Annotated in this window: 25 protein-coding genes; 10 read left to right on the top strand and 15 right to left on the bottom strand. The window is 72.7% G+C overall.

Annotated elements, in window-relative coordinates; genetic code table 11:
* The first annotated feature begins 1 nt into the window (after position 1).
* The 9 genes from VKZ81_RS12045 to VKZ81_RS12005 all read left to right on the top strand — a co-directional run bounded on the left by VKZ81_RS12045 (position 2) and on the right by VKZ81_RS12005 (position 9,449).
* Positions 2-1,528 (top strand): tripartite tricarboxylate transporter permease, encoded by a 1,527-nt coding sequence (locus VKZ81_RS12045; protein WP_324241588.1) that lies wholly within the window; start codon positions 2-4, stop codon positions 1,526-1,528.
* Complete coding sequence (locus tag VKZ81_RS12040) at positions 1,525-2,493, top strand: tripartite tricarboxylate transporter substrate binding protein (RefSeq protein ID WP_324241587.1); 969 nt, start codon at positions 1,525-1,527, stop codon at positions 2,491-2,493. Before VKZ81_RS12045 ends, VKZ81_RS12040 begins: the two co-directional genes overlap by 4 nt.
* The gene (locus VKZ81_RS12035) at positions 2,483-4,165 is read left to right on the top strand and encodes a thiamine pyrophosphate-binding protein (protein WP_324241586.1); all 1,683 of its coding nucleotides are present in this window, start codon (positions 2,483-2,485) and stop codon (positions 4,163-4,165) included. The genes VKZ81_RS12040 and VKZ81_RS12035 overlap by 11 nt, the downstream gene beginning before the upstream one ends.
* The gene (locus VKZ81_RS12030) at positions 4,162-4,821 is read left to right on the top strand and encodes a 3-oxoacid CoA-transferase subunit A (protein ID WP_324241585.1); all 660 of its coding nucleotides are present in this window, start codon (positions 4,162-4,164) and stop codon (positions 4,819-4,821) included. The genes VKZ81_RS12035 and VKZ81_RS12030 overlap by 4 nt, the downstream gene beginning before the upstream one ends.
* Entirely contained in the window at positions 4,818-5,483 is a 666-nt protein-coding gene (locus tag VKZ81_RS12025; RefSeq protein ID WP_324241584.1) for a 3-oxoacid CoA-transferase subunit B, read from the top strand. The genes VKZ81_RS12030 and VKZ81_RS12025 overlap by 4 nt, the downstream gene beginning before the upstream one ends.
* Entirely contained in the window at positions 5,480-6,445 is a 966-nt protein-coding gene (locus VKZ81_RS12020; RefSeq protein ID WP_324241583.1) for a tripartite tricarboxylate transporter substrate binding protein, read from the top strand. The genes VKZ81_RS12025 and VKZ81_RS12020 overlap by 4 nt, the downstream gene beginning before the upstream one ends.
* Positions 6,445-7,419, top strand: coding sequence for a tripartite tricarboxylate transporter substrate binding protein (locus VKZ81_RS12015; RefSeq protein WP_324241582.1), 975 nt, complete (start codon positions 6,445-6,447; stop codon positions 7,417-7,419). The genes VKZ81_RS12020 and VKZ81_RS12015 overlap by 1 nt, the downstream gene beginning before the upstream one ends.
* A 9-nt stretch (positions 7,420-7,428) precedes the next feature.
* Complete coding sequence (locus VKZ81_RS12010; protein WP_324241581.1) at positions 7,429-8,202, top strand: SDR family oxidoreductase; 774 nt, start codon at positions 7,429-7,431, stop codon at positions 8,200-8,202.
* A gap of 563 nt (positions 8,203-8,765) precedes the next feature.
* Entirely contained in the window at positions 8,766-9,449 is a 684-nt protein-coding gene (locus VKZ81_RS12005) for a pentapeptide repeat-containing protein (protein WP_324241580.1), read from the top strand.
* A gap of 2 nt (positions 9,450-9,451) precedes the next feature.
* On the opposite strand, the gene VKZ81_RS12000 is transcribed toward VKZ81_RS12005, so the two are convergent.
* From VKZ81_RS12000 to VKZ81_RS11970, 7 genes are all read right to left on the bottom strand, one after another.
* A complete protein-coding gene (locus VKZ81_RS12000) occupies positions 9,452-10,195 on the bottom strand; it encodes an SDR family oxidoreductase (RefSeq protein ID WP_324241579.1) in 744 nt (247 codons plus the stop codon).
* A gap of 4 nt (positions 10,196-10,199) precedes the next feature.
* Entirely contained in the window at positions 10,200-10,727 is a 528-nt protein-coding gene (locus tag VKZ81_RS11995) for a class I SAM-dependent methyltransferase (RefSeq protein ID WP_324241578.1), read from the bottom strand.
* 23 nt (positions 10,728-10,750) lie between these two features.
* Positions 10,751-10,936, bottom strand: coding sequence for a ferredoxin (locus tag VKZ81_RS11990; RefSeq protein ID WP_324241657.1), 186 nt, complete (start codon positions 10,934-10,936; stop codon positions 10,751-10,753).
* A 5-nt stretch (positions 10,937-10,941) separates the two neighbouring features.
* Entirely contained in the window at positions 10,942-12,111 is a 1,170-nt protein-coding gene (locus tag VKZ81_RS11985; RefSeq protein ID WP_324241656.1) for a cytochrome P450, read from the bottom strand.
* Positions 12,112-12,254: 143 nt separating this feature from the next.
* Positions 12,255-13,793 (bottom strand): DHA2 family efflux MFS transporter permease subunit, encoded by a 1,539-nt coding sequence (locus tag VKZ81_RS11980; RefSeq protein ID WP_324241577.1) that lies wholly within the window; start codon positions 13,791-13,793, stop codon positions 12,255-12,257.
* Between the two features lie 3 nt (positions 13,794-13,796).
* Positions 13,797-14,543, bottom strand: coding sequence for a beta-barrel domain-containing protein (locus VKZ81_RS11975; RefSeq protein WP_324241576.1), 747 nt, complete (start codon positions 14,541-14,543; stop codon positions 13,797-13,799).
* A 36-nt stretch (positions 14,544-14,579) separates the two neighbouring features.
* On the bottom strand, positions 14,580-16,220 hold the full coding sequence (locus VKZ81_RS11970; RefSeq protein ID WP_324241575.1) for an efflux RND transporter periplasmic adaptor subunit: 1,641 nt from the start codon (positions 16,218-16,220) through the stop codon (positions 14,580-14,582).
* 127 nt (positions 16,221-16,347) lie between these two features.
* Here VKZ81_RS11970 and VKZ81_RS11965 point away from each other — a divergent pair, with 127 nt between their 5' ends.
* Positions 16,348-16,989 (top strand): TetR/AcrR family transcriptional regulator, encoded by a 642-nt coding sequence (locus tag VKZ81_RS11965; RefSeq protein WP_324241574.1) that lies wholly within the window; start codon positions 16,348-16,350, stop codon positions 16,987-16,989.
* Positions 16,990-16,993: 4 nt separating this feature from the next.
* Here VKZ81_RS11965 and VKZ81_RS11960 read toward each other — a convergent pair whose 3' ends face one another.
* From VKZ81_RS11960 to VKZ81_RS11925, 8 genes are all read right to left on the bottom strand, one after another.
* A complete protein-coding gene (locus VKZ81_RS11960) occupies positions 16,994-17,860 on the bottom strand; it encodes an NAD-dependent epimerase/dehydratase family protein (protein ID WP_324241573.1) in 867 nt (288 codons plus the stop codon).
* 1 nt (position 17,861) lies between these two features.
* Positions 17,862-19,136, bottom strand: a complete 1,275-nt coding sequence (locus VKZ81_RS11955; protein ID WP_324241572.1) for a mandelate racemase/muconate lactonizing enzyme family protein — start codon at positions 19,134-19,136, stop codon at positions 17,862-17,864.
* Positions 19,133-19,957 (bottom strand): RraA family protein, encoded by an 825-nt coding sequence (locus tag VKZ81_RS11950; protein ID WP_324241571.1) that lies wholly within the window; start codon positions 19,955-19,957, stop codon positions 19,133-19,135. The genes VKZ81_RS11955 and VKZ81_RS11950 overlap by 4 nt, the downstream gene beginning before the upstream one ends.
* Before the next feature lie 21 nt (positions 19,958-19,978).
* Positions 19,979-20,764, bottom strand: coding sequence for an IclR family transcriptional regulator (locus tag VKZ81_RS11945; RefSeq protein WP_324241570.1), 786 nt, complete (start codon positions 20,762-20,764; stop codon positions 19,979-19,981).
* On the bottom strand, positions 20,761-22,767 hold the full coding sequence (locus VKZ81_RS11940; protein WP_324241569.1) for an ABC transporter permease: 2,007 nt from the start codon (positions 22,765-22,767) through the stop codon (positions 20,761-20,763). The genes VKZ81_RS11945 and VKZ81_RS11940 overlap by 4 nt, the downstream gene beginning before the upstream one ends.
* On the bottom strand, positions 22,764-24,146 hold the full coding sequence (locus tag VKZ81_RS11935) for an extracellular solute-binding protein (protein ID WP_324241568.1): 1,383 nt from the start codon (positions 24,144-24,146) through the stop codon (positions 22,764-22,766). The genes VKZ81_RS11940 and VKZ81_RS11935 overlap by 4 nt, the downstream gene beginning before the upstream one ends.
* Positions 24,147-24,344: 198 nt before the next feature.
* Positions 24,345-25,466, bottom strand: a complete 1,122-nt coding sequence (locus VKZ81_RS11930) for a Gfo/Idh/MocA family protein (protein WP_324241567.1) — start codon at positions 25,464-25,466, stop codon at positions 24,345-24,347.
* Positions 25,463-26,083, bottom strand: a 621-nt coding sequence (locus VKZ81_RS11925; RefSeq protein WP_324241566.1) for a FadR/GntR family transcriptional regulator, incomplete at its 5' end; no start/stop codon positions are given. The genes VKZ81_RS11925 and VKZ81_RS11930, both read right to left, overlap by 4 nt.

The raw sequence follows: 26,083 nt of genomic DNA, 5'->3' as shown, positions 1-26,083 counted from the left end.
CGTGGGCGTCCTGGACGGGATCGCGCAGGGGTTCGCCGTCGCGCTGGACCCGGTCAACATCCTCTACGTCTTCATCGGGGTGCTCATCGGCACGGTGATCGGCGTGCTGCCGGGCCTCGGCCCGACCGCGACGATCGCGCTGCTGCTGCCGCTGACCTACGAGATCGAGCCGCACACGGCCGTGATCCTGCTGGCCGGCATCTACTACGGCTCGATGTACGGCGGCACGATCACGTCGGTGCTGCTGCGCCTGCCCGGCGAGGCCGCGTCGGTGGTCACCACGTTCGACGGCTACGAGATGGCCAAGCAGGGCCGCGCCGGCCCCGCGCTGGGGATCGCGGCCATCGGGTCGTTCGTGGGCGGCGTGCTGTCCGTCGTCGGGCTCGCGCTGCTCGCCCCGCCGCTCGCCGCGCTCGCGGTGTCGTTCGGGCCGCCGGAGTACGTGGCGCTGACCGTGCTCGGAATCCTGCTGATCACCTACCTCGGCACCGGCTCGGCCGTGAAGAGCCTCTGCATGGCCGCGCTCGGCCTGCTGCTGGCCACGGTGGGCCAGGACCCGATCGCCGGCACGACCCGCTTCACGTTCGGGCAGGTCGCGCTGTTCGACGGCCTCGACTTCGTCGCGGTCGCGATGGGCCTGTTCGGCGTCGGCGAGATCCTGCACAGCCTGGAGCGCACCGAGAAGGCACAGGCCGTCGCCCGGAGGATCAAGGGCATCTGGCCCAGCCGGGCGGACATGCGCGACTCCGCGGGCGCCATCGGCCGCGGCAGCGTGCTCGGGTTCCTGATCGGCGTGCTGCCCGGCGGCGGCGGGGTGGTGTCCTCCCTCGCGTCGTACGCGCTGGAGAAACGCCGGGCGAAGGACCCGAGCCGGTTCGGCCGCGGCGCGATCGAGGGCGTGGCCGGCCCGGAGACGGCGAACAACGCCTCGTCGACGTCGGCGTTCATCCCGCTGCTCACGCTGGGCATCCCGGCCAACGTCGTGCTCGCGCTGATCTTCGGTGCGCTGCTGATCCACGGCGTGACCCCGGGGCCGCAACTCATCGACCAGCACCCGGAGATCTTCTGGGGCGTGATCGCGTCGATGTTCGTCGGCAACCTCATGCTGCTCGCGCTGAACATCCCCCTGGTCGGGGTGTTCGTGCAGATCCTGCGGGTGCGCGCCGGGATCCTCTCCGCGTTCGCCCTGCTCGTGACGATGGCGGGCGTCTTCTCGATCAACAACGACGCCACCGACATGTGGGTGGTGCTCGCGTTCGGCCTGCTGGGCTGGCTCATGAAGAAGACGGGCTTCGAGCCCGGCCCGCTCGTGCTGGCGTTCGTGCTCGGGCCGGTCCTCGAGCGCGCGTTCCGGCAGTCGATGCTGATCTCCGGCGGCAGCCTCTCCGTGTTCGTCACGCGGCCGATCTCCGGTGGCCTGCTCGCCGCGACGGTCCTCGTCGTCGTGATCAGCGTCGTCACCGCGCGCCGCAGGGCGCGCGTGCTCCACCGCCACGACGAACTCACACCCGCCGAGGGAGAGCGATGAACCGCCTACGTACCGCCGCCGCGCTCGCGGCCGCGCTGCTGCTCGCCGCGTGCGGCGGGCCGGGATCCGCCGAGTCGGCGGACGAGTACCCGTCCGACCAGATCCGGCTGATCGTGCCGTACACCGCGGGCGGCCCGACCGACATCGCCGCGCGGGCGCTCGGCAGGTACATGGAGGGCGCGCTCGGGCAGACGGTCGTGGTGGAGAACCTGCCCGGCGCCTCCGGGTCGACGGCCTACCAGGAGCTGCTGTCGGCCGAGCCGGACGGGTACACGCTGTCGATGTCCGCGCTGCCCACGGCCGTGCTCAACTACCTCACCAACGACGTGGGCTACACCCGCGACTCGTTCGCCCCGGTCGGCGTGATCACCCAGGTGCCGTCGGCGCTCGTGGTGCCCGCCTCGTCGCCGTACCAGGACCTGGAGGCGCTGTTCGCCGCGGCCCGCTCCGACCCCGCGCTCGTCAGCGTCGGCACGCCGGGCGCGACCAACACCCATGCCGCGGAGACCCGCCGGATCACGCAGCTCTACGACGTGCCGCTCACCGTGGTGCCGTTCAACGGCGCACAGGAGGTGTTCGCGGCGCTGCTGGGCGGCAACATCGTCGCCGGGTTCGTCAACGCCTCGCAGGATCTGATGCCGCTGCTCGAGTCCGGGCAGCTGCGCGTGCTCGCCGTGGGCACCGAGGAGCGGCTGTCCTACCTGGACGCGCCCACGTTCGTCGAGCACGGCTACCCGGAGATCACGCAGAGCACCACCACGTTCGGCGTCGTCGCGCCGGCGGGCACGCCGCAGCCGGTGATCGCGAAGCTGGAGGAGACCATGCGGGCGGCCTCGGCCGACCCGGAGACCAGGCGCGGGCTCGACGAGCGGTACGTGCCCGAACAGTTCCTGGGCAGCGCCGACCTCGCGGCGCTGTTCGCCGAGACCGAGCAGACGTTCCAGGGGGTCGCCAGTGGCGGGTGACGGGCCGGCGAACAACGGCACAGCGGACAACGGCACAGCGAACGGCACAGCGGACAACGGCGCGCGGGGGCTGGTCGACGCCCTGCGGGAGCTGGGGGTCGAGCTGGCCTTCGGGCTTCCGGGCGTGCACAACCTGCCGGTGTGGGAGGCGTGCGCCGCGGCCGGGATCCGGCTGGTCGGGGTGCGGCACGAGCAGGCCGCCGCGTACGCGGCCGACGGCTACGCCCGGGCCACCGGGCGGCTCGGGGTCGCGGTCGTGACCACCGGGCCGGGCGCGGCCAACACGCTCGGCGCCACCGGCGAGGCCATGACCTCCGGCGCGCCCGTGCTGGTGATCGCCACCGACATCCCGTCGACGCTGCGCAGGCCGGGCGTCTACCGCGGCGTGCTGCACGAGACCCGCGACCAGGCCGCGATGTTCGCCCCGGTCACGAAGGCGGCGACCACCAGCACGGCGGCCGCGGACCTGTACGCCGACGTGCTGCGGGCGGGCCGGGAGGCGCTGCGGGCCCCGTCCGGGCCCGTCTACCTGGGGGTGCCCACCGACCTGCTGTCCGCCCCGGTCACCGGGCGCACGCCCCCGGCGCCCGAGCCGCCACCCGCTCCGGAACCGGACCTCGGCGCCGCGCTCGCCCTGGTCGAGCGGGCGGAGCGCCCGCTGCTGTGGGTCGGCGGCGGGGCGGTGCGGGCCGGGGCGGGGGCGGCGGTCGCGCGCCTGGCCGAACGGCTGGCCGCGCCGGTCGTCACCACCTACCACGGGCGCGGGATCCTCCCGCCCGACCACCCGTGCCTCGCCCCCGCCGTCCCGCACGTCCCCGCCATCGGGGCGCTGTGGGACGAGGCCGACCTCGTCATCGCGATCGGCAGTGACCTCGACGGGATGACCACCCAGAACTGGCGGATGCCGCGACCGCCCGCGCTGCTCGCGGTCAACGTCGACCCGGCGGACGCCGCGAAGAACTACGAGCCCGACCACGTGGTGGTCGGCGACGCCGCGGCCACGACCGAACGGCTCGCCGACGCGGTGGCCCAGCGGGACGGCCTCGACGTGCTCGCGGTGCAGACCCGCTCCCTGCGCACGCACGTCGAGACGCTCGTGCGCGAGGAGGAGCCGCAGGCCGCGCTGCTGCTCGACACGTTCGACCGCGTCCTGCCGGCCGACGCCACGGTGCTCGCCGACATGTGCATCGCCGGCTACTGGGTCGCCGGGTTCCACCGGGTGCCCGGGCCGCGGCGGCTCGCGTACCCGATGGGCTGGGGCACCCTCGGCTTCGCCTTCCCCGCGGCGCTCGGGGCGGCCGCGCGCGGGCGGGCGGTGGCCGTGGTGGGCGACGGCGGGTTCCTCTTCGCCTGCGGCGAGCTCGCCACCGCGGCGCAGGAGGGGCTGCCCGTCACGGTCGTGCTCGTCGACGACGGCGGGTACGGGATGCTCCGCTTCGACCAGGTGCAGGCGGGCGTGCCGACCCGCGGCGTCGACCTGCTGACCCCCGACTTCGTGGCGCTCGCGGGCGCGTTCGGGGTGCCCGCGCAGGCCGTCGACGGCTTCGGGGACGCCTTCGAGGCGGCCCTGGCGAAGAGCCTGGCAACCGACGGCCCGTCACTGGTGGCGGTGCGGGCGGCGCTCACCCCACCGCCGTCGACCTCTCCGCGCTGGTACCGGGCGGCCCGATGATCGACAAGCGGGTGGCGTCGACGGCCGAGGCGGTCGCCGGGATCACCGACGGGGCCACCGTGCTCGTCGGCGGGTTCGGCAACTCCGGCATCCCGGTCGAGCTGGTGCACGCGCTGCTCGACCTGGGCGTGCGCGACCTCACCGTCGTCACGAACAACGCGGGCAGCGGCGAGACCGACATCGCCGCGCTGATCCGCGAGCGGCGGGTCCGCAAGATCATCTGCTCGTACCCGCGGTCCTCCGGCTCGGTGTGGTTCGAGAAGCTGTGGCGGGCCGGCGAGATCGAGCTGGAACTGGTGCCGCAGGGCACGCTCAGCGAACGGATGCGCGCGGCCGGGGCGGGCCTGGGCGGCTTCTTCACCCCGACCGGGGCGGACACCCCGCTCGCGGACGGCAAGGAGGTCCGCGTCATCGGCGGGCGCAGGCACGTGTTCGAGGAACCGCTGCACGGCGACGTCGCGCTGATCAAGGCCGACCGCGCCGACCGGTGGGGCAACCTCGTCTACCACTCCGCGGCCCGCAACTTCGGGCCCGTGATGGCCACCGCGGCGAAGCTGACGGTGGCGCAGGTGCGCGCGTTCGTCGAGCTCGGCGAGCTCGACCCGGAGGCGGTCGTGACGCCGGGGATCTTCGTCGACCGGGTGGTCGTGGCATGAGGCTCACCGCGCGGCAGATGGCAGCCCGGGTGGCGCAGGACATCCCGGACGGCTCGTACGTCAACCTCGGCATCGGGCTGCCCACGCTGGTGGCCGACGTGGTGCCGCCGGACCGCGAGGTCGTCTACCACAGCGAGAACGGCATCCTCGGCATGGGACCGGCCCCCGCGCCCGGCACCGGCGACCCCGAGCTGATCAACGCGGGCAAGCAGCTGGTGACGCTGCTGCCCGGGGGCGCCTACTTCCACCACACCGACGCCTTCGTGATGATGCGCGGCGGGCACATCGACATCACGGTGCTCGGCGCGTTCCAGGTGTCCGCACGCGGCGACCTCGCCAACTGGGCCACCGACGACCCCACGGTGCCGCCCGCCGTCGGCGGCGCGATGGACCTCGCCGTCGGCGCCCGCCGGGTGCTGGTGATGACCACCCACACCACCAAGGACGGCCGACCCAAGCTCGTGACCTCGTGCACGTACCCGCTCACCGCGGCCGGGGTGGTCGACCGCGTCTACACCGACCTCGCCGTGCTGGACGTGACGCCCGACGGGTTCCTGGTGCAGGAGCTCGTCGCCGGCACCACGCCCGCCGAGCTGCAGGCGCGCACCGACGCGCCGCTGCGGTTCGCCGACGAACTCGCCGTCCTCGGGGAGGAACCGTGAGAGCGATCGCGATCATCGCCGGGCTGCTGCTCCTGGCCGGGTGCGGCGGCGGGGCGGCGAGCCCCGCCGACGACGCGGAGTACCCGACGGAGGAGATCCGCCTGCTCGTGCCCTACGCCGCGGGCGGCCCCACCGACCTCACCGCACGGGCGTACGGCGCCTTCCTCGAACGCGACCTCGGGCAGCCGGTCGTCGTGGAGAACCTGCCCGGCGGCTCGGGCGCGCTCGCGACGCAGGAGCTGGTGCAGGCCGAGCCGGACGGGCACACCCTCGCGCTCATCACCGCGGGCACGGTCGTGCTCACCCCGCTGGTGAACGAGGTCGGCTACACCGCCGCCGACGTGACCCCGGTCGGGGTGCTCTCGGAGGTGCCGTCGCTGCTCGCCGTCGCCGCGGACTCGCCGCACCAGGACATCGACGCGTTCGTCGCCGACGCGCGGGCCCGCCCGGGCGCGATCACCGTCGGCGTGCCCGGCGCCACCACGCCGCAGGGCATCGAGCTGCAGCGGCTGCGCGACGAGCACGGCGTCGAGGTCACCGTGGTCCCGTTCAACGGCAACGCGGAGATGACCACCGCCCTGCTCGGCGGCAACGTCGACGCCGTGCTGATCAACGCGTCGCAGGACGTCACGGCGAACATCGACGCGGGCGAGTTCCGCCCGCTCGCCGTGTCCACCGAGCAGCGGCTCGACTGGCTGCCCGGCGTGCCGACGCTGGTCGAGGCCGGGTTCGCCGGGCTCACGCTGTCCGGCTCGACGTTCGGGCTCGCCGGCCCGGCCGGGTTGCCCGAGCGGGTCGTCACGCGCCTCGAGGACGCCCTGCGGCGGGCGCACGACGCCCCGGAGGTCGTCGCCGCCGTGGACGAGCGCTACCTGGGCCCGCAGTTCCGCGGCGCCGCCGAGATGCGCGCCGTCCTCGACCGGACGCGGGCCGTCTACGAGCCGATCCTGGGAGGGGCGTGATGGGACGCAGGTGGGCGGGCGTGGCCGCCGCCGCCGTGGTGGCGGTGGCGGCCGGTTGCTCCGCGCCGTACGCGCCGGAGGAGTACCCGACGCAGGAGATCACGATCCTCGTGCCCTACACGGCGGGCGGGCCGACCGACCTCGCCGCCCGCACCATGGGCGCGCACCTGGAGCGGGCGCTCGGCCAGCCGGTGGTCGTGGAGAACCTGCCGGGGGCCGCCGGGTCGGTCGCCATGAACGAGCTGGTGGCGAGCGAGCCGGACGGCCACACGCTGACGCTGGTCGCGGCGCCGTCCACGGTCGTCACGCCGATGATCCAGGACGTGCCCTACGACGCGGACTCCTTCGTCCCGATCGGGGTGATCACCGAGGTGCCGTCCGTGCTCGCGGTCGCGGGCGAGTCCGGGTTCGCCGACGGCGCCGCCTTCTTCGCCGCGGCCCGGGAGCGGCCGGGCGAGCTGACCGTCGGCACGCCCGGCGCCACCACGTCGCAGGCCATCGAGCTGCGCCGGCTCGCCGAGACCTACGGCGTGCAGGTCACGGTCGTGCCGTTCAACGGCAACGCCGAGCTGACCCAGGCCGTGCTCGGCGGCACCGTCGACGCGGTGCTGATCAACGTCTCGCAGGACGTCCGCGCGCAGTTCGACGCGGGCGCGTTCCGCCCGCTCGCGGTCAGCACGGCCGAGCGGCTGGACTACCTGCCCGACGTGCCGACGCTCGCCGAGCTCGGCTTCCCCGAACTCACCTACAGCACGTCGCTGTTCGGGCTGGGCGCCCCGGCCGGCACCCCGCAGGAGGTCGTGGCGAAGCTGGAGGCGGCGATGCGCGAAGGCCTCGCCGACCCCGGCATCCGCGCGCAGCTCGACGAGGCGTACGTGCCCGACGAGTTCATCGGCGCGGTCGAGTTCCGGGAGCGGCTCGACGACATCGTCCGCGTGTACGGGCCGGTCGCCCAGCAACTCAAGGATGGTTGACTCACCCCCATGGACACCGGTCTGAAGGGACGCACCGCCGTCGTGCCCGGCGCCAGCTCCGGCCTCGGCCTCGCCGTGGCCCGCTCGCTCGCCGCCGAGGGGGCGAACGTGGTGCTGGGCGGGCGACGCGGCGAGCTCGTGCGCGAGGAGGCGGCGAAGCTGCCGTCGGCCGTCGGGGTCGAGGTCGACATCACCGACCCGGCCGCCGCCGACGCGCTGGTCGGCGCCGCGATCGAGCGCTTCGGCCCCGTCGACGTGCTCGTGCTCAACGGTGGCGGGCCCCCGCCCGGCACGGCGGTCGACTTCACCCCCGAACAGCTCACCGACGCCGTCAACCTGCTCGTCGCGCCGCACCAGCGGCTCGTGCGGGCCGTGCTGCCCGGGATGCGCGAGCGCGGGTTCGGCCGCATCGTCGCGATCGGCTCCAGCGGCGTGCAGTCCCCGATCGAGCGCCTGGTCGCCTCCAACGCGGGTCGTGCGGCGCTCGCGGGCTACCTCAAGACGCTGGCCTCCGAGGTCGCCGCCGACGGCGTCACCGTCAACATGGTGCTGCCCGGCCGGATCGCCACCGACCGCGTCGGCGTGCTCGACCGGGCCAACGCCGAGCGCACCGGCAAGACCGAGGAGGAGGTGCGCGAGGCCGCCATGGCCGCCATCCCGGCGAAGCGGTACGGCACGCCCGAGGAGTTCGCCGCGGTCGTGACGTTCCTGGCCAGCACGGCCGCCTCCTACGTCACCGGGGAGCAGGTCCGCTGCGACGGGGGCCTGGTGCGCACGCACTGACCGTGCGGCGGGATCGGCCTCGGCCGTCGTCCGCTCCCGGGCGGGAGCCGGGTCGATCCCGCCGGGCTCACGGTGCCGTTCCGATCACACAGGACGCCGTCGTGCGCCCTCGCCGCGGCGCCGTCGCCGAGCGCGTCCAGGACCCGGATCGCGTGCGCCGGCGCCACGTGCCGCCGGACCTCGTCCGGCGTGAACCACGACCCGCCTCGACCCGTCCGCCACGGTGGCCTCGCCCGCCGCGGGTCGGCAGCGGAAGACCAGGGCGACGATCCCGCACGCGACGTCCTCGAACCCCCCGGTGAGCCGCTCGACCTCCAGGCGCACGCCGGTCTCCCCGGCCGCCTCGCGGCGCGCGCCCCCGTCGAAGGTCTCCTCGAGCTCGAGCACGCCGCCGGTCGGCTCCCGGCGGCCGTGTCCCGGCGCTGGATCGCGAGGACCCGCCCGTCGCCGCGCACCACGATGCCGGCGACGCTCACCGAGCCTGGGCGGGCCGCCCGTGTCGAGACCTCCTCGGACGACGGGGACGCAGCCGACCCGTCGGACCCGCACCGTACGGTCGCCCCGTGGCTCCCCGCGGCAGCAGAACCCGTCCCGTCAAGCGCCGTCCGGAGGCGCCCGCCCTGCCCGACCGGACGGCCCCGGGTCCGGCCGCGGTCGCCGACGGCGACCTGTGGGACTGCGTGCAGGTCGGCGCCGGCGTCGCGGTGCCGGAGCGGGTCGCCGACCTGCGCATCCGGGAGAGCCGCGTGGCCGGGTTGCGGCTCGCGGGTGTGGTCCTCACGGGCCTGGAGTGCCGGGACGTGGAGTTCGTCGGCTGCGACCTGTCCGGGGCGCGGCTGGACGACGCCCTCCTCACCCGGGTCGCTTTCACCGACTGCCGGCTCACCGGCACCGTGTTCGACGGGGCCTCGCTCAGCGACGTCCGGATCACCGACAGCACCGCCGACCTCGCCGGGTTCCGGATGGCGAGGGCGCGGTTCCTGCTGGTCGAGAACACCTCGATGCGCGGCGCCGACCTCTACGAGCTCGACGGCCAGCACTGCGCGCTGCTCGGCTGCGACCTGGGCGGGGCCAACGTCGACCACGCGCGGCTGCGCGAGACCGACCTGCACGGCTCCACCGTCGACGACCTGCGCGGCGTGCTCTCGCTGCGCGGCACCCGGATCGGCCCGGACCAGGTCGTCCCGCTGGCGGTCGGCCTGCTCGGCGCGCTGGGCATCGAGGTCACCGACCGGCCGCCCGGCTGAGCTCAGCCGCGGCCGAGGAACGGCATGGTCGTCGCCGTGATCGTCAGGAACGGGATGTTCGCCTCCAGCGGCAGCCGGGCCATGAGCAGCACGGCGTCGGCCACGTGGCGCGGGTCGAACGTCGGCTCCGGGCGGATGCTGCCGTCGGCCTGCCGGGCGCCGACGGCGATCCCCGCGGTCATGTCGGTGGCGGCGTTGCCGATGTCGATCTGGCCGCACGCGATGCCGTAGGGGCGCCCGTCGAGGGCGATCGACTTGGTCAGGCCGGTGATCGCGTGCTTCGTGGCCGTGTACGCGGCGCTGCCCGGGCGCGGCACGTGCGCGGAGATCGAGCCGTTGTTGATGATCCGCCCGCCCTGCGGCCGCTGGGCGCGCATCGCGGCGAACGCCTCGCGCGCGCAGAGGAACGAACCGGTCAGGTTGGTGGCGACGGTGGAGGTCCAGTCGTCCACCGCGATCTCGTCGGGGGTGCCGGACGGGCCGAACGTGCCCGCGTTGTTCACGAGCAGGTCGACCCGGCCCCAGCGGTCGCGGACCGCGGCGAACAGCGCGGCGACCGAGCTCGCGTCGGCCACGTCCGTCGGGACGACGAGCGCCGCGTCCCGCCCGCCCGCGGTCTCCTCGAGCGGGCCCGCCCGCCGCCCGGCGAGCGCCACCCGGTAGCCCGCGTCGAGCAGGGCGGTCGCCACCACCCGCCCGATCCCCGAGCCCGCACCCGTCACCACTGCCACGTCGCCGTCCGTCACGATGTCATGATCTCCCGTCCGTGGCCACCACGCACCCGGCGCGCCCGCTCGGAAGCTCCGCGACGTGCCGCCGCACCACCGTGAACCCGCCGTCGGCCAGCACGCGGGCGAGCCGCTCGACGGTCGGCCCGGTCGAGGCGGGGTCGAGCGGCTGGAAGGGCAGCGCGAACCGGCCGCCCGGCGCGAGGTGGGCGCGCACGACCTCGAGCTCCCGCACCGGGTCGCCGCGCAGGAACACCGGGACGTGGCTGGCGAAGACCAGGTCGAACCGCGCGTCGCCGAGGTCGGCCTCGTGCAGGGCCGCGACCTGGAACGCCGCCCGCCCCGCGGCCACGTGGTCGGTGTTGCGCCGCGCCGCCATCTCGATCATGGTGACGGACCGGTCGATGCCGAGGACGCTCCCGCCGTCGAGCCGCTCGCACACCAGCGACACCGCCACCCCGTGCCCGCAGCCGATCTCGAGCACGCGGTCGGCCGGGCGCACGCCCAGCGTCTCGACCGCCCACACCAACCTCTCCGCCGCCCGCGCCACGCGACAAGCATCGCAGCGGGGCGCTACTCCTCCAGCGACAGCGCGCCGGACGGGCAGTTGGCCACGGCCTCGCGGGCGGCGGCGACGTCGGCGGGGTGCTCGTCGAGCACGACCACGATGCCGTCGTCGTCCTGGTCGAACACCTCCCCCGCCGTGACGACGCACAGCCCGGCCCCGATGCAGACGTCGCGGTCGGCGCGCACGCGCACCTCGCTCACCAGGTCACCTCCAATGCGGACAGCCCGTAGATGACGCTGAAGCTGCGGAACTGCGCGCTGCCGGGCACCTCGGCCAGGCCGGGGAAGCGCCGCAGCAGCGCCGGGAACCCGATCCTCATCTCCATCCGCGCGAGCGGCGCCCCGAGGCAGTGGTGGATGCCGTGGCCGAAGGCCAGGTGCCCGACCCCGCCGCGGGTGACGTCGAGCTGGTCCGGGTCGCTGCGCAGCTCCGGGTCGCGGTTGGCGACGGGCAACGCGCACAGGACGAGGTCCCCCTCGGCGATCCGCTGGCCGGCGATCTCGGTGTCGACGGTGGCGATCTTCGCGGTCCCCGTGTGCACGATGGAGAGCCACCTCAGCAGCTCCTCCACCGCCGCGTCGACGCGCTCCGGCTCGTCGCGCACGATCGCGAGCTGGTCGGGGTGGCGCAGCAGGGCGAGCGTGCCCAGCCCGAGCATGTTGGCCGTGGTCTCGTGGCCCGCGATGAGCAGCAGCGAGGCGATCCCGATGAGCTCGTCGGTGCTCAGGTCGGAGCCGTGTTCGCGCACGAGCATGCCGAGCATGTCCTCGCCCGGGTCGGCCTGCGCCCCGGCCACCAGCCGCGCCATGTACGCCCGCGACTCCCGCGCCACCTGAACCCGCTCCTCGACCGGCGTGCCCAGGTCGAGCTGGCGGTTGCTGCGCTCCTGGAACTCGGCCCGGTCGGCGTAGGGCACCCCGAGCAGCTCGCAGATCACCAGCGACGGCACGGGCAGCGCGAACCCGGCCACCAGGTCGGCGGGCGGGCCGTGCCGCTCCATCGCGTCCAGGTGCTCGTCGACGATCTCGCGGATCCGCGGCTCCAGCCGCCGCATGCGCCGCACCGTGAACTCCGGCGTGAGCATCCGCCGCAGCCGGGTGTGGTCCGGCGGGTCGAACGCGAGCAGGTTTCCCGCCACCTGCCGGGCGCGCTCCTCCTCGCTCACCGGCGGGACCCCCGGGATGGACCTGGCGAGCTGCAGGCGGCCGTTGCTGAACCGCACCGGGTCGCTCAGCACCTCCCGGACGTCGGCGAACCGGGTCACCAGCCAGGCCGGGACGCCGAACGCGGTGCGGACCTGCTCGATCCCCTTGGCGGCGCGCAACTCGGCCAGCTCGGGTACGGGCTCGAAGCCGTGGCGCTGCATGTGGACGGGCAACGTGGGTGCTGTCACCGGACCTCCCCCGACGGGACGCACGCCCTCGTGGCGCGCTGCGTGGTGAGAGGAAGACGACGGGCACCCGCTCCCGGGTTCCGCGGCGCCTCAGCAACCCCTCAGTCGATCACGGCTCAGTCGACCATCGCCGGGCCGCCGCCGGCGGCGGCGCGGCTCGGCTTGCGGAGGAACAGGGCGAGGACGACCGCGGCCCCGGTCATCAGCGTGGTGAGGAACATGACGTCGTCCAGCGCGGTGACGTAGACCTGCACGTTCGTCTGCTGGTAGACGGCGTAGGTGCCCAGCACCTGGCCCGCCTGCCCCTGACCGATCGCGGGCAGCACGGCCGGGTTGACGAGCGCGGCTCGGTCGGCGCCCAGCTGGGCCTGCTGGATGGTCATGAACGCCGTGAGGGCCGCGAGCCCCAGCGCCGACGAGACCCGTTGCACGACGTTGTTGAACGCGCTCGCCGAACCGACGATCGCGGGCGGGACGGCCGAGATGCCGTTCGTCATGATCGGCATCATGCACAGCCCGGTGCCCAGCGCCCGCAGGCACAACAACCCGACGATCTCCCCCTGGGAGGTGACCGGCGTGAGGTTCTGCATGAGGTAACCGGCCAGGGTCATGATCAGCAGCCCGGCGACGGCGGGGATGCGCGCCCCGACCCGGTCGTAGAGCTGCCCGGCGATCGGCATCAGCACCGCCATGACGAACGCCTGCGGCATGAGCAGCAGGCCCGCCTCGAACGCCCCGAGCCCGCGCGCCGACTGCAGGTACACCGGGATGTAGAACAGCGTCGCGAACAGGCCGACCGACAGCACCGCGATCAGCAGCAGCGAGTTCGTGTAGGTCCAGACGAGGAACACCCGCACGTCGAGCAACGGGTTGTCGACCGCCGTCTCGATCACCACGAAGAGCGCGAGGCACACGACCCCGAGGAAGATCAGGATCACGGTGGGGTAGGCTGTCCAGCCCCACGACTGCCCCTCGGAGAGCGCCAGCAGCAGCGACGACAGCCCGACGGCGATGGTGAGGAACCCGAGCAGGTCGAAGCGCCCGGCCGGCCTCGAGGGGAACGGCGGTAGCAGGAACACGGCCGCGATCGCCCCGAGCACGCCGACCGGCACGTTGATGAAGAAGATCAGCCGCCAGTCGACGTACTCCACCAGGTAGCCGCCGAGCGTCGGGCCGACGGCGGGCGCGACGACCACGCCGAGGCCGTAGATGCCCATCGCGCTGCCGATCTTCTCCTTCGGCACGATCTGGTAGAGCATCGACAGCGTCACGACGGGCAGGACCCCGCCCGGGATGGCCTGCAGGACCCGGAAGGCGATCATGCTCTCCAGGTCCCACGCGATGCCGCAGAGCGCCGAGCCCGCCGCGAAGGCCACCAGCGCGGCGATGTAGAGCCGCGTCTGCCCGACCCGGTTGGACAGCCACGAGCTGATCGGGACGATCACGCCGAGCACGAGCGTGTAGGACGTGGCGATCCACTCGATGTCGTCCGCGGTGACCCCGAAGACGCTCTGCATCTCGGGGATCGCCACGTTCACGATGCTCGTGTCGAGCACCGACATGAACATGCCCGACAGGAGCACGAGCAGCGGGAGCAGCCAGCCCCCTCCTGCGGCCGCGGGCGCCTCGGCCCGGGCCGCCGCAGCCTGCGTCACCGGCTAGCCCTTGTGGATTTGCACGGTCACGTTCATGCCCGGCACGAGCCCGAGTCCCTCGGGGTTCTCGATGGAGATCTTCACCGGGATCACCTGGGTGACCTTCTGGAAGTTGCCCGACGTGTTCGACTCGGGGAACACCGAGAACACGCCCGCGGCGCCGCCCTGCACCTCGCGCACCGTGCCGCGGAAGTCGTGGCCGGGGAACGCGTCGACCTCGATGTCGACCCGCTGGCCGGGCCGGACGTCGTCGATGTCGGTCTCGTCGACCCGCGCGGTGACGTAGATGTTCGAGAAGTCGTACGCGACGGCGAGCTCCGTGCCCGCCACGACGTAGGTGCCCTCGACCGCGTTGTTGACCGCGACCGTGCCGTCGGCCGGGGCCCGCACCGGCATCTCGGGCTGGACGAACGCGCCCTGCATGCGGATCCGGCCCACGACGTGGTCCTTCTGCAGCTGGGCGCCCTGGGTGGCCTTCCAGGCGATCACGGTGCCGCTGGTGGGCGCGTTGATCGAGATCTTGTCGCCGTCGATCTGGGCGTTGTCGGTGGTGACGTAGTTCTGCGCGTCGATGAAGTACCAGGCGGTGATCCCACCGCCCGCCAGCACGGCGATCGCGAGGATCACCAGCAGGGCGATCCGCGTACCCCGCGACATCTGCCGCTTCTGCTGCTCGGGCTCCGCCTTCTCGCCGGCGCCGTTCTCGCCGTCGGTGCTGCCGCCCGCCACCGCGACCGGACCCTCAGACATCGACCGACTCCCCTCCGACCTCGAGTATCCGCTCGCTCACCTGGCGGCGGGCAGCAGAACCTGCTGCCCCTCCCGCAGGCCGGAGAGCACCTGCGTGCGGTCCGCACCCACCTTGCCGGCCTCGAACGGCACCGACTTCTGGACCCCGTTCGGCTCCACGACCGTGACGGTCGGCCGACCGTTCTCCTGCCGCACCGCCGCGTTCGGGACGGTGAGCACGTTGTCGAGCTCCTCGGTCACCACGGTGGCGCGCACCGTCTGCCCGTCCTTGACCCGCGGGTCGGAGTTCTGGACCACGATCGTGACGTAGTACGAGACGACCCCGGAGATGGCGGTGCCGGTGGGCGCGACCGAGAGCACCGTGCCTTCGAGCGTCACGTCGGGGACCGCGTCGACCGCCACGCTGACCTTCTGGTTCGGCTCGATCATCGCGGCGTCCGCCTCGTTGAACGGCACGACCACCTGGAACGCGTCGATGTTGTCGAGCACGATGAACTGCGTGCCGCCGGGACGCGCGGGGTTGGCGGCGACGCCCGCCGACGCCTGCGCGGGCGAGGCGGACTCCACGCCGGGGATGGCCGCGTCGCTGCCCGGGGCGAGCGCGCTGGTGCCGCTGCTGGGCCCGATGTACTCGCCGACCACGCCGTTGATCGCCGAGACGGTGCCCGCCACCGGGGCGCGCAGCGTCGCGTTCTCGACGTCGCGCCGGGCGGCCTCGACGACGGCCTGCTGGGCGATCACCGCGCCGCGCTGCGCCTCGATGGCGAAGGGGCGGTCCGACCGCGCCTCCCGCGCGTTGTTGCGGGCGGTCACCACGCCCTGCTCGGCGTTCGCGATCGACAGCTCGCCGCTCGCCTTCTGCTGGTCGCGCTGCCGCTTCGCGGTCTGCACCGCGTTCTCGCTGATCACGACCTGCTGCTTGGCGGAGACCACGGCCTGCTTGTCCGCCGGGATCTGGCTGCAGGCCGGGTTGGACATCGTGACGAGGCCGGAGTTCAGGCCCGGGCTGCCGCTCGTCGACGGGCCGTCGTCATCGTCGTCGTCATCGTCGTCGTCATCGCGCTTGCTGCTCGACGAGCTCCCGTTGCAGGCCCGCTCGTCGGCCTCGAGCTTGTCCTTGGCCTTCTTCAGGGCCTTCTTGTCGATCGCGAGCTTGCGCTCGGCGTTGTCGATCTCCTGCTCGGCCGCGTCGAGCGCCTCGTCGGCCTGCTTGCGGGTCTTCTCCAGGATCTCCTGGGCCTGCGCCAGCGAGTCGCCCGCTCCGTCGGCGGCCGGCGAGTTGATCAGGCGGTCGAGCTCGGCCTGCTGGGTCTTCAGCAGGCCCTCCTGCTGCTCGAGCGTCTGGCGCAGCGCGAAGTCGTCCACGGTGGCGAGCACCTGGCCCGGCTCGACGCGGTCACCGACCTTGACGAAGACGTTGGTGAGCTGGCCGCCGTTCGGGAAACCGAGGTTCTGCTGGCTCGCCGCGGCGATCGACCCGGTGGCGGTGACGCCGCTGGTCACGGCGGCGCGCTGGACGGTCGCGGTCGTCGGCGCCGAGGGTTCCTCGCTCGTGCACGAAGCCACCAGCAGGACCGCGAGGGCACCGCACCCCGCCGCCCCGATCCGCCGCAGCCGCCCGGCCGGCATGTGGCGCCGGTTCATCTGCTGCACGTTCCCCTCCCGCTGATGCGGCACGATCGCCACGCTCTGGAAACGAGAGAGCAGTCTCGCAGATACCGCCTCGCCCGATCGAAGGACCCCCGATCATGGGAAATCGCGGTCCGTGCTGATAGAACGCTGAGAACCGACAGAGAGGACGGCCGTGGGAGACGAGCAGCAGCCCCGCCTGCGGGCTGACGCGCGCCGCAACCGCGACCGTATCGTCGCCGCGGCCAAGGCCTTGTTCGCCACGCACGGGCCCGACGCGCCGACCGAGGAAATCGCCCGATCGGCGGGCGTCGCGCCCGGCACGCTCTACCGCCACTTCGCCGACCGGGAGGCCCTGATCCGGGCCGTGGCGATCAACAACTTCGAGCGGGCCTTCGCGGAGGCGAACGCCGCGGTCACCGAGGAGGCCTCGGCCTGGGGCGCGCTCGTGCGCATCCTGCGCCAGTCGCAGGAGCTGCGGCTGTCGTTCCGGCTCCTCACCGCCTACCCGCACGTGCACGCGATCCTCAAGAAGGAGCGCGACGTCGAGCAGGCCCGCAGGCACATGATCGAGCTGCTGGACCGGGTCGTGCGCCGGGCGCAGGCCGAGGGCACCCTGCGCAGGGACGTCGGCACCGGCGACGTCGCGCTGGCGTTCGCGCTGCTGGCCCACCCGCTCGCCATCGAGTGGACCGAGGCGGCGCAGATGGCCTCGGAGCGCTGCATGGCGTTGCTGTTGGAGAGCCTCCGGGCGAAAGGGCCCCACGAGCCGCTCCCCGGGCACGCCATCTGGCCCGAGGACCTCGCCAACGGCTGAGCGCTCAGGCGGTCGGGAGGCAGCTCCCCTCGCGCGCGCCGATCTCCGGGTGGTCGTCGCCGGGGTCCCAGCCGAGCTCGGCGGTGGCCCGCGCCGTCGAGTAGAACCCCGCATTGCCCGGGAGCGGGGAGCGCAGCGGCACCCCCGGGTAGAAGCGCGCGGCGAGCTCGGCGCTCGGCGTGGACGTGATCGTGCGGTCGGCCACGATGTGGTAGACGGCGTGGCCCGGGGACGGGCGGAGCGCCGCGAGCAGGCACGCGGCCGCCGCGGCGTCGAAGCTCACCCAGCCCCACAGGTCCTTGCGGGCCGGCCCGTCGTCGGGCCCGCGGGACCGCGCGGCCTCCGCGTCGTCGCGCAGGCCGTGCAGCCGCAGCGCCGAGAACGCCGCGTCGGGCCGCCGGCGCGCGAACGCGGCCGACTGCTGCTCGACGATCCACTTCGACAGGCTGTACGGGTCCTCGGCGTAGCCGGGGTGGTCCTCGTCCACCGGGAAGTAGTCGTAGCGCGGCTCGGCGCTGAAGACGCCCCCGATCGCGTTGACGCTGGACGCGAGGCAGACGCCGGCGAGGCCGTGCTCCTCGGCCGCCACCAGCACGTGGTAGGTGCCGTTCACGTTGACCCGGTGCACCTCCGGCTCCGGGTACCGCGGGTGGGTGAGGCCACCGAGGTGGATCACGGCCTCGGCCCCGGCCAGGGCGGCGCGCGCCTGGTCGAGGTCGGTGAGGTCGGCGGCCCGCCACTCCACGGCGGGCGCGGGCTCCCCGGTCGCGCCGGGCAGGTCGGTCGCGACGACCTCGTGCCCGGCGCGCACGGCACGGGCGACGACGTGCCGGCCGAGCCGGCCCGCCGCGCCCGTCACGGCGATGCGCAAGTCAGCTCCACAGCCGGTCGTGGGAGAACTCGCTGTCCCACTGGGTGGTCTCGTCGAAGAACACCGGGCTGCGCGGGTCCAGCTGCTGGCGGAACAGCTCCTCGTTGATGTCGCCGAACCCGAGGCCCGGTGCGTCCGGGACGTCGATGTAGCCGTCCTGGATCAGCGGCTTCGGCAGGTCGGTGACCAGGTCGCTCCAGAACGGCACGTCCGCGGCGTGGTGCTCGAGCGCGAGGAAGTTCTCGGTGGCGGCGGCCAGGTGCACGCACGCCATCGTCGCGATCGGCGACGCGGCCAGGTGCAGCGCCATCGCGATGCCGCGCTCCTGGGCGTAGTCGCCCAGCCGCTTGGTCTCGGCGATCCCGCCGGAGGTGGCCGGGTCCGGGTGCACGATGCGGATCGCACCCGCGTCCAGCAGCGGCTTGAAGCCCTCGAGGAGGTAGATGTCCTCACCGGTGCAGGTCGGCACGGCGACCGACTCGGTGAGCTGGCGCCACTGGTCGGTGTACTGCCACGGGATCAGGTCCTCGATCCAGGCGAGCGTGAACGGCTCGAGGGCCCGCCCGATGCGGATGCACGAGTCGATCGCGATGTGCCCGAAGTGGTCGGCCGCGATCGCCACGTCGTAGCCGACGATCGACCGCACCGTGTCGACGTAGCTGGCCAGGTACTCGACGCCCTTCGGCGTGACCTGGATGCCGGTGAACGGGTGCATGGTGGTCTTGTCGTCGCGCGACCCGGGAGGGGCGATGAGCGCGCCGGGCACGTCCCACAGCAGGTCGATGCCGACGTCCATCTTGAGCATCGTGAAGCCGCGGCGCTTGCGCTCCAGCAGCCGCTCCCCCATCTCCTTCGGGTCGGGCACCGACGGGGTGTCGGCGTAGCAGCGCACGGTGTCCCGGAACTTCCCGCCCACCAGCGCGTAGGCGGGAACCCCGTACGCCTTGCCCGCGAGGTCCATCAGCGCCATCTCGATGCCGGAGACGCCGCCGCCCTGCCTGCCGTGGTACCCGAACTGCTTGATCTTGCGGAAGATCTTGTCCAGGTTGCACGGGTTCTCGCCGACGATCCGGCTCTTCAGCATGAGCGCGTAGGTGGCGCTGGCCTGGTCGCGCACCTCGCCGTAGCCGACGATCCCCTGGTTGGTGTCGATCCGGATGATCGAGGACCGGAACGGCACCCCGTGCAGGTTGGCCACCCGCAGGTCGGTGATGCGCAGCGCGCTCGGGCGCGACGCGGTGCTGACGTACTCCTCGCTGATCGTTGACGTGCTCATGCGTTCTGCTCCTTGCGCCACTGCTGGAAGTCGGCCTCGATGTCGTCGGACCAGGTCGGGACGTCGATCTGGGCACTCGTGTAGCGCCGCTCCGACAAGCGCTGCTTGCCGAACACGTCGCGGATGCGGGTGTCCTCGGCTGCGGCCGCGACGTCGGCGGCCAGGTGGGCGGGGATGACGGCGACGCCGGTGGGCGTACCCAGGACGACGTCGCCGGGCAGCACCGTGACCCCGCCGATGCGGATGGGGATGTTGATCCCGGCGAGCGTCACCCCGCGGATCGGCGTGGGGTCGACGTCGCGGTGGAAGATGTTGACCCCGCCGCCGAGCTTCTGCAGGCCCTGCAGGTCGCGGATCCCGCCGTCGATCACGGCGCCCACGCCGGTGCGGGTGGCGACGGCCGTGCCCAGGTTGTCGCCGACCACGGTGCCCTCGACGACCTTGCCGAAGATGTCGACGACCATGACGTCGCCGGGCTCGAGGGTCTCGATCACCCACGAGTTCTGCCGGTCGCCCTCCAGGTGGCCCTCGCGCGCCCCCGCCGCGACCACGACCGCGTCGAAGTCGGGCCGGTGCGGCAGGAACTGCGCGGTGACCGCCCTGCCCACGATCACCGTGCCCGGGTGGGTCTCCTTCCAGCCCCCGGCGAACTGGCGCACGTAGCCGGCCTGGAACAGGTGCCCCCACGCCTCCTCGGTGGTGGCCAACCGCAGGCTGTCGAGCACCTCGTCGGGTACGCGGGGCCGGCCCGACCCGAACCGCTCACCGGTCCACGCCGCGGTGAGCTCTTCGAGGTCGTCCTTGCCGGGATGGATCCGCACGTCGGCTTCGCCTTCTTCCTGTCAGATGTACTCGGTCAGACCCTGCGCGGTGGACACGAGCAGCGGCGCGTAGCCGAGCAGCTCGTCGCGGTCCACCGCGAACGTCACCGTCGAGATGCTCACCCCGCCGCGGGGCTTGCCCGTCCGGTCGAGGACCGCGGCGCCGAGGCACCGCACGGTGGCCTCGTTCTCCTCGTCGTCGAGGGCGTAGCCGCGCTCGCGCACCTTCGCGAGCTCCGCGTGCAGGGTCTTCGGGTCGGTGATCGTGTTCGGGGTCCTGGCCGGCATGCCCGCCGAGGCGACGATGGATTCGACCTCGTCGGGCGGCAGGTGCGCGAGGATCGCCTTCCCGATCGCGGTGCAGTGCAGCATGAGCTGGTTGCCCACGCGGGAGCGCATCTCGTACGGCTTGTCGCTGTCGACCTTGTGCAGGTAGACGGCGTGGTCGCCGACGCGGACGGCGAGGTGCACGGTGTTGCCGCCCGCGCCCTCCTGCAGCCTGCGCAGGGCGGGCCCGACCCCGGTCGACACGACCGACACGATCCGCGCGCCGAGGCCGGAGAGCCGGCCCCCGACGCCGTAGCGCCCGTCACCGCAGTTCTCCGCGAAGCCCTCGGCCGTGAGCGTGGAGAGCACGCGGTACGCCGTGGAACGCGGCACCGCCGCGCGCTCGGCCACGTCCATCAGGCGGTGCGGGCCGTCGGGGACGGCCAGCGCCTCCAGGATCCGCATGGCCTTCTCGACCGACGTACCCGCCGCGCTGGCCCGTCCCCTGCGGGCCGGTTGAACCGATGACGCTGATGTCATCCCTTCACGGCACCCGCTGTGAGCCCTTCGGTCAAGAACCGTTGTCCGAAGGCGTACATGAGCACCACCGGGATGCTGATCAACAGCGACGCCGCGGCCAGCTGGCCCTGCGGCACCACGTCACCGAAGATCATCGATTGCATGCCGACCGGGAGCGTCTTGTACTCGTCGCGGGTGATGAACACGAACGCGAAGAGGAACTCGTTCCACGCGTTCGTGAGCGTGAACAGCGCGACGGCCAGGAGCCCCGGCTTCGCGAGCGGCAGCACGATGCGCAGGAACGCCCCGAACCGCGTGCAGCCGTCGACCAACGCCGACTCCTCCAGGTCGGCCGGGATCGACTTGAAGTAGCCGACGAGCAGCCACGTCGCGAACGGCAGCGTGAACGTCGGGTACGTGATCACCAGCGACCAGAGCGAGTCGTTCAGCCGGATGCCGCTCATCATCTGGTACAGCGGGATGAACAGCAGCGCTCCCGGCATCACGTAGGTGAGCAGGATCGTCACCGTGAAGCTCTCGGAGCCGCGGAACTTCAGCCGCGCGAGCGCGTAGCCGGCGAGCGCGGCGCACACGAGCGCGATCAGGGTGGACGCCCCGGCCACCAGGACGGTGTTGATGTACCAGGTGCCGAACGCCCGTCCGCTGAACAGGTTCGTGAACTGCTCGGTGCTCCACGGGGTGGGCCACAGGTCGTCGGTGCGCATGACGATCTGCGAGTCCGACTTGAACGCCGTGACCGTCATCCAGTACAGCGGCGCCAGCACGAACCCGAGCAGGCCGATCAGGGCCAGCCCGGAGCCCACGCCGTTGACCAGCCGCGCGGCCGTCCGGTTGCCGCGCGCGGCCAGCCGGGACACGATGCCGCCGACGATCGCGGCGAGCACCACGAACACGCCGAGCACGAACGCGGCCTTCCACACGATGTGGGGGGAGACCCAGATCAGCAGCAGCGTCGAGACGGCGACGACCACCCACGGCATCGCCTTGCGCTGCGCCGGGGTGAGCCGGCTGCGCCCTTCGACCACGCCCGGCCCGTCGCTGCGCCGCATCATCCGCACCAGGATGATCACGAGGATGCCGACGATCGGCAGCATCACCAGCGTGACGGCCGCGCCCGCGCCCAGCTGCAGCTGCTGGATCGCCTTGGAGTAGGCCACCATCACGTACGGCGCGGTCGCGTCGCCCGGCCCGCCCTGGGTCATGAGCCAGATCAGGTCGAAGTTGTTGAACGTCCAGATGGACGACAGCAACACCGTCACGATCATGACGTGGCGCAGCCCGGGCAGGGTCACGTGGCGGAAGCGCTGCCACGGCGACGCGCCGTCGACCATGGCCGCTTCGTAGAGCGTGCTGTCGATCGCCTTCAGCCCGGCGAGGAAGGTCACCGTGAAGAACGGGATGCCCTTCCAGACGTTGACCAGGATGACCGCGGGCATCGCGAGCGCCGGGTCGGACAGCCATTCCGCGGGCCAGGACGGGACCAACCCGATCGCGGCCAGCAACGGCCCGATGCCGGTGTCGGTCAGCACCACGTTGACGCTGCCGAAGATCGGGTCGAACAGCGAGCGCCACGTGAACGCGGTGACGACCGTCGGCACCACCCACGGCAGCAGGATGATGCCGGCGAGGATCGCGCGCCCGCGCCGCATGTGGTGCAGCATCAGCGCCGCGATGAGTCCGAGGGTCACCTTGAAGATCTCGGCGTACGCGGTGAAGACGAACGAGTTGATCACGCCCGTGTGGAACACGGGGTCGTCGACGAGCGCGGTGAAGTTGTCCAGGCCGACGAACACCGTCTCCGCGCCGTGCCGTTCCGTCGTGCTCGTGACGATCGAGCTGACGATCGGGAACAGGATCAGCGCCGCGATGAGCAGCCCGGTGGGCGCGAGGAAGGCCGTGGCGAGCCGCCAGTCCCGCCCGAGCCACCGCTGCGCGCCGGTGAGCGCGGGCGAGGTGGACGACGCCGGCCGGGTGGCGGCCGGCGGGGGTTGTACGACCGTCACTGCTTGTAGCCCTGCTGCTCGAAGATCTGGACCATCCGGTCGTGGGTCGTGGCGACGGCCTCGGCCGGGGAGGTGCCCTGGACCACCGCCTGCATCATGTCCGTGAGCAGGTAGGCCGCCACGGCGGCCTGCTCACCGGGGCTCGGCGGCTGCGGGAACGAGTAGCCGGTCTTGGTGGTGAGCGGGATCGGCGTCTTGGTCTGCTCGCGGATCGCCGCGTAGGCCGGGTCCCCCTCGGTGTAGAAGGGGTCGGAGTCCCACACCTTCTCCCACGCCGGGTTCACCAGGCAGGGCGCCTCCTTCGCGACGCCGAGCAGGGCGGAGCCGCTCACCATGAACTTCGCGACCTGCTTGGCGAGGTCGGGGTTCTTCGCGCCCTTGAACACGACGAACGAGTTCGACGAGCCGAACGCGAGCGGGATGTCGAGCGCCGGGCCGATGGCCCCGTTGAACGCGTGGGTGTTCTCGTAGACCGGGTTGCCCTTGGTCTTCGAGTCGGCGTAGATGCTGTACTGGTTGTTGGTGACGCCGATGATGCCGGCGAGCCAGTTCTCGTTGTTGCCGGTGTCGGTCCAGCTCTCGATGCCGGGCGGGAGCATCGGCTCGTACTTCGGGTTCGTGTAGATATCGCCGATGAACGCGACGGCCTCGACGGTCTCCGGCGAGTTGAACACCACCTTCTCCCCGGTGTTGTCCGCGATCGCGCCGCCGTAGGCGTTGATGACCGACTCGATGAACCCGTTGGCGTCGCCGGAGCGGTTGATCGTGATGCCCCAGCCGAAGCGCCGCTGCGAGGGGTCGGAGACCTCGAGCGCGTAGTCGCGCAGCTCCTCCCACGTGTAGTAGGGCTTGAGCGGGAGCCCCTTCTCCTCGTACCAGTCCTTGCGCAGGAACATGCCGGCGGCGATGAAGTGGTACGGGATCGCGTACCAGCGGCCGTCGAACACGCAGAAGTTCGAGGCCTCCGTGGCCGGCTCGCCGTAGAGGGTCTTCATCTCCTCGACGACGTCGGTGACGTCCTCGAGGTCACCGAGGTTGTACAGCTGGCCGACGAACCGCTCGTCGTTCATGAAGGCCATGTCGCGGGTGGTGCCCGCCTTCACCTCGGCGTCCATCTTGGCGACCATGTCGCCGGAGTCGCCCGAGACCAGGTCGTTCTGGACGGTGGTGCCGGTGGCTTCCGCGAAGGCCTGCAACGACCGGTCGAGCGCCTGGTTGGCGGCGTCGGAGTACAGCTTCTGCGAGAGCATGCCCACCGAGCCGCCGCGGTAGGGCGCCGCGGCGTCCAGGATCTCCTGCGGGACCTGCACCTCCACCTGGGGGGCGGCCGGCGGACCACCCCCGCAGGCGGTGAGCCCGACCGCGCCGAGCGCGCTCATCCCAAGGAACTTCCGCCTCGACCACTCGGGTCCGGTCCGCAGTGCCATGACCACTCCTCACCGCGTCCCTCCCTTGGGACGCGTTCCGACGGGGCGACGGTGCAACCGACGGGGGTCATCCCGTTTTATTTAGTGAAATGGGATGCCACGTAGTGCGACGGCGGTCACACTAGGGGGCATCCGGTCGGGTGTCAACGGTCACTCCTTCGAGCACTCGCGTTCACCCGGAAGGCCGTCGAACAGACCCTCGGCACCCCGGGGGCGCCACAGCGGCACGCCCCCGTCGGCGGTGGGGTCGAGGGCGACGACCCCGCCCTGCTCGGCCGAGTCGAGGGCCGCCAGGACGATCCGCATGTTGGCCGCGCTCTGCGCGATCGTGCCCACCACCGGGCCGCCGTGCCGCACGGCGTCGGCGAAGTCGCAGAGCTCGGCGTAGTAGCCGTTGTCGATGCCGCGGAAGACGTCGGTGCGGGTGGTGCCGTCCGCGCGCGTGAGCGTCACCCGCCGCTCGTGCTCCGGCCCGGACAGCACGAGCACGCCTTCCGTGCCGTAGAGGCGCATGTCGTTCGGCTCGGGGGGCACCGGCACCTCCGAGTAGCAGGCCGTGTAGTTGCCGATGGCGCCCGAGGCGAACGTGAGGTTCAGGGCGAGGTCGGACGGGGAGTCGATGGTGCTGTTGGCCCATTGCACCGCCCCGTGCACGGCGATGGCGTCGCCGCAGAGCATCCGGATCTGCGCGATGTCGTGCACGCCCGCGTCGAGGTGGACCCCGCCCCGGTACTGCGGCTTGCGCCGCCACGGCGTGCTGTTGAACCGGCCCGCGCGCGGCACCATCTGCCCGGCGCGGCGGTAGGCCATCAGGTGCAGCTTGCCGATCGCGCCGTCGTCGAGCAGCGCGCGGGCGTGCCGGATGTCGTCGCGGTAGAAGTAGTTCTCGGCGATCAGCACGACCCGGTCGGGGAACTCGCGCTCGAACGCGAGGAACGCCTCGGCCTGTTCGGCGTCGGTGCCGGTCGGCTTCTCGCACAGCAGGTGCTTGCCCGCCTCCAGCGCGTCCCGGGCGATCCCGTAGAGCAGCGGGATGGGCACCGAGACCAGCACGGCGTCGACGTCGTCGCGGGCGAGCAGGTCGCGGTGGTCGGTGTGGTGGCGCGCCGGGTCGACGCCGCTGTAGCCGGCGAAGCGCGCCGCCTGCTCGGGTGAGGTGTCGGCGAACGCCGTGACGACGTACCGGTCGGGCATCTGGCGCAGCGCCGGCCAGTGCAGCTTCTCGACGGCGAGGCCGGTGCCGATCAGCCCGAGCCGGATCGGGTCGCTCACCCCTCCCCTCCCTTCGGTGCGAGCAGGGGCGCGTTGCCCTGCACGTGGGTGCGCATGGCCACCCGCGCGGCCTCGGGGTCGCGGGCCTCGATCGCGCGGAAGATGAGCGCGTGCGCCTCGGTGGCCTTGCGCAGGCTCTCCGGGCCCTGGTTGGTGACGCGACGGCTGGCGGTGCCCAGCCAGCGCGCCGAGTACATGATCCGGTCGAGGATGCGGTTCTCGGCCGCCCGGCAGATCTCCATGTGGAACTCGTGGTCGACCTCGAGGTAGGCGTCCGGGTCGTGCTCGAGGCTCGCCATCCGCTCCAGCTCGGCGCGCATGCGCTCCAGCGCCTCGTCGGTGACGTGCTCGGCCGCCATCGCGGCGAGCTCCGGCTCCAGCAGCACGCGCATCTGGAGCAGCTCGCGCAGCAGCTGCTCGACGTGCTCGGGCGGCAGCCACTCGGCCAGCAGCGGGCTGAGGTAGTCCCACTCAGCCTGCGGGCGGACGGTGACCCGGCGGCCCTGGGCGATGTCGACGATGTCGAGCGAGGCGAGGATCTTGAGCGTCTCGCGCGCCACCACCCGGGAGACGCCGAACTCCCGCGAGATGTCCAGCTCGGACGGTGCCCGCCCATC

It is taken from the genome of Pseudonocardia sp., assembly GCF_035305885.1.
Classification (GTDB): Bacteria; Actinomycetota; Actinomycetes; order Mycobacteriales; family Pseudonocardiaceae; genus Pseudonocardia.
The sequence above is the reverse complement of the archived record's forward strand: the minus strand, read 5'-3'. Positions and strand labels throughout refer to the sequence as shown.

Coding starts and splice junctions, on each gene's coding strand:
- VKZ81_RS12040 (WP_324241587.1), top strand. CDS start 1,525: ATGAACCGCCTACGTACCGCCGCCGCGCTCGCGGCCGCGCTGCTGCTC.
- VKZ81_RS12015 (WP_324241582.1), top strand. CDS start 6,445: ATGGGACGCAGGTGGGCGGGCGTGGCCGCCGCCGCCGTGGTGGCGGTG.
- VKZ81_RS11935 (WP_324241568.1), bottom strand. CDS start 24,146: ATGAGCGCGCTCGGCGCGGTCGGGCTCACCGCCTGCGGGGGTGGTCCG.
- VKZ81_RS12010 (WP_324241581.1), top strand. CDS start 7,429: ATGGACACCGGTCTGAAGGGACGCACCGCCGTCGTGCCCGGCGCCAGC.
- VKZ81_RS11985 (WP_324241656.1), bottom strand. CDS start 12,111: ATGCAGCGCCACGGCTTCGAGCCCGTACCCGAGCTGGCCGAGTTGCGC.
- VKZ81_RS11975 (WP_324241576.1), bottom strand. CDS start 14,543: ATGTCTGAGGGTCCGGTCGCGGTGGCGGGCGGCAGCACCGACGGCGAG.
- VKZ81_RS11945 (WP_324241570.1), bottom strand. CDS start 20,764: ATGACATCAGCGTCATCGGTTCAACCGGCCCGCAGGGGACGGGCCAGC.
- VKZ81_RS12030 (WP_324241585.1), top strand. CDS start 4,162: ATGATCGACAAGCGGGTGGCGTCGACGGCCGAGGCGGTCGCCGGGATC.
- VKZ81_RS11955 (WP_324241572.1), bottom strand. CDS start 19,136: ATGAGCACGTCAACGATCAGCGAGGAGTACGTCAGCACCGCGTCGCGC.
- VKZ81_RS12025 (WP_324241584.1), top strand. CDS start 4,818: ATGAGGCTCACCGCGCGGCAGATGGCAGCCCGGGTGGCGCAGGACATC.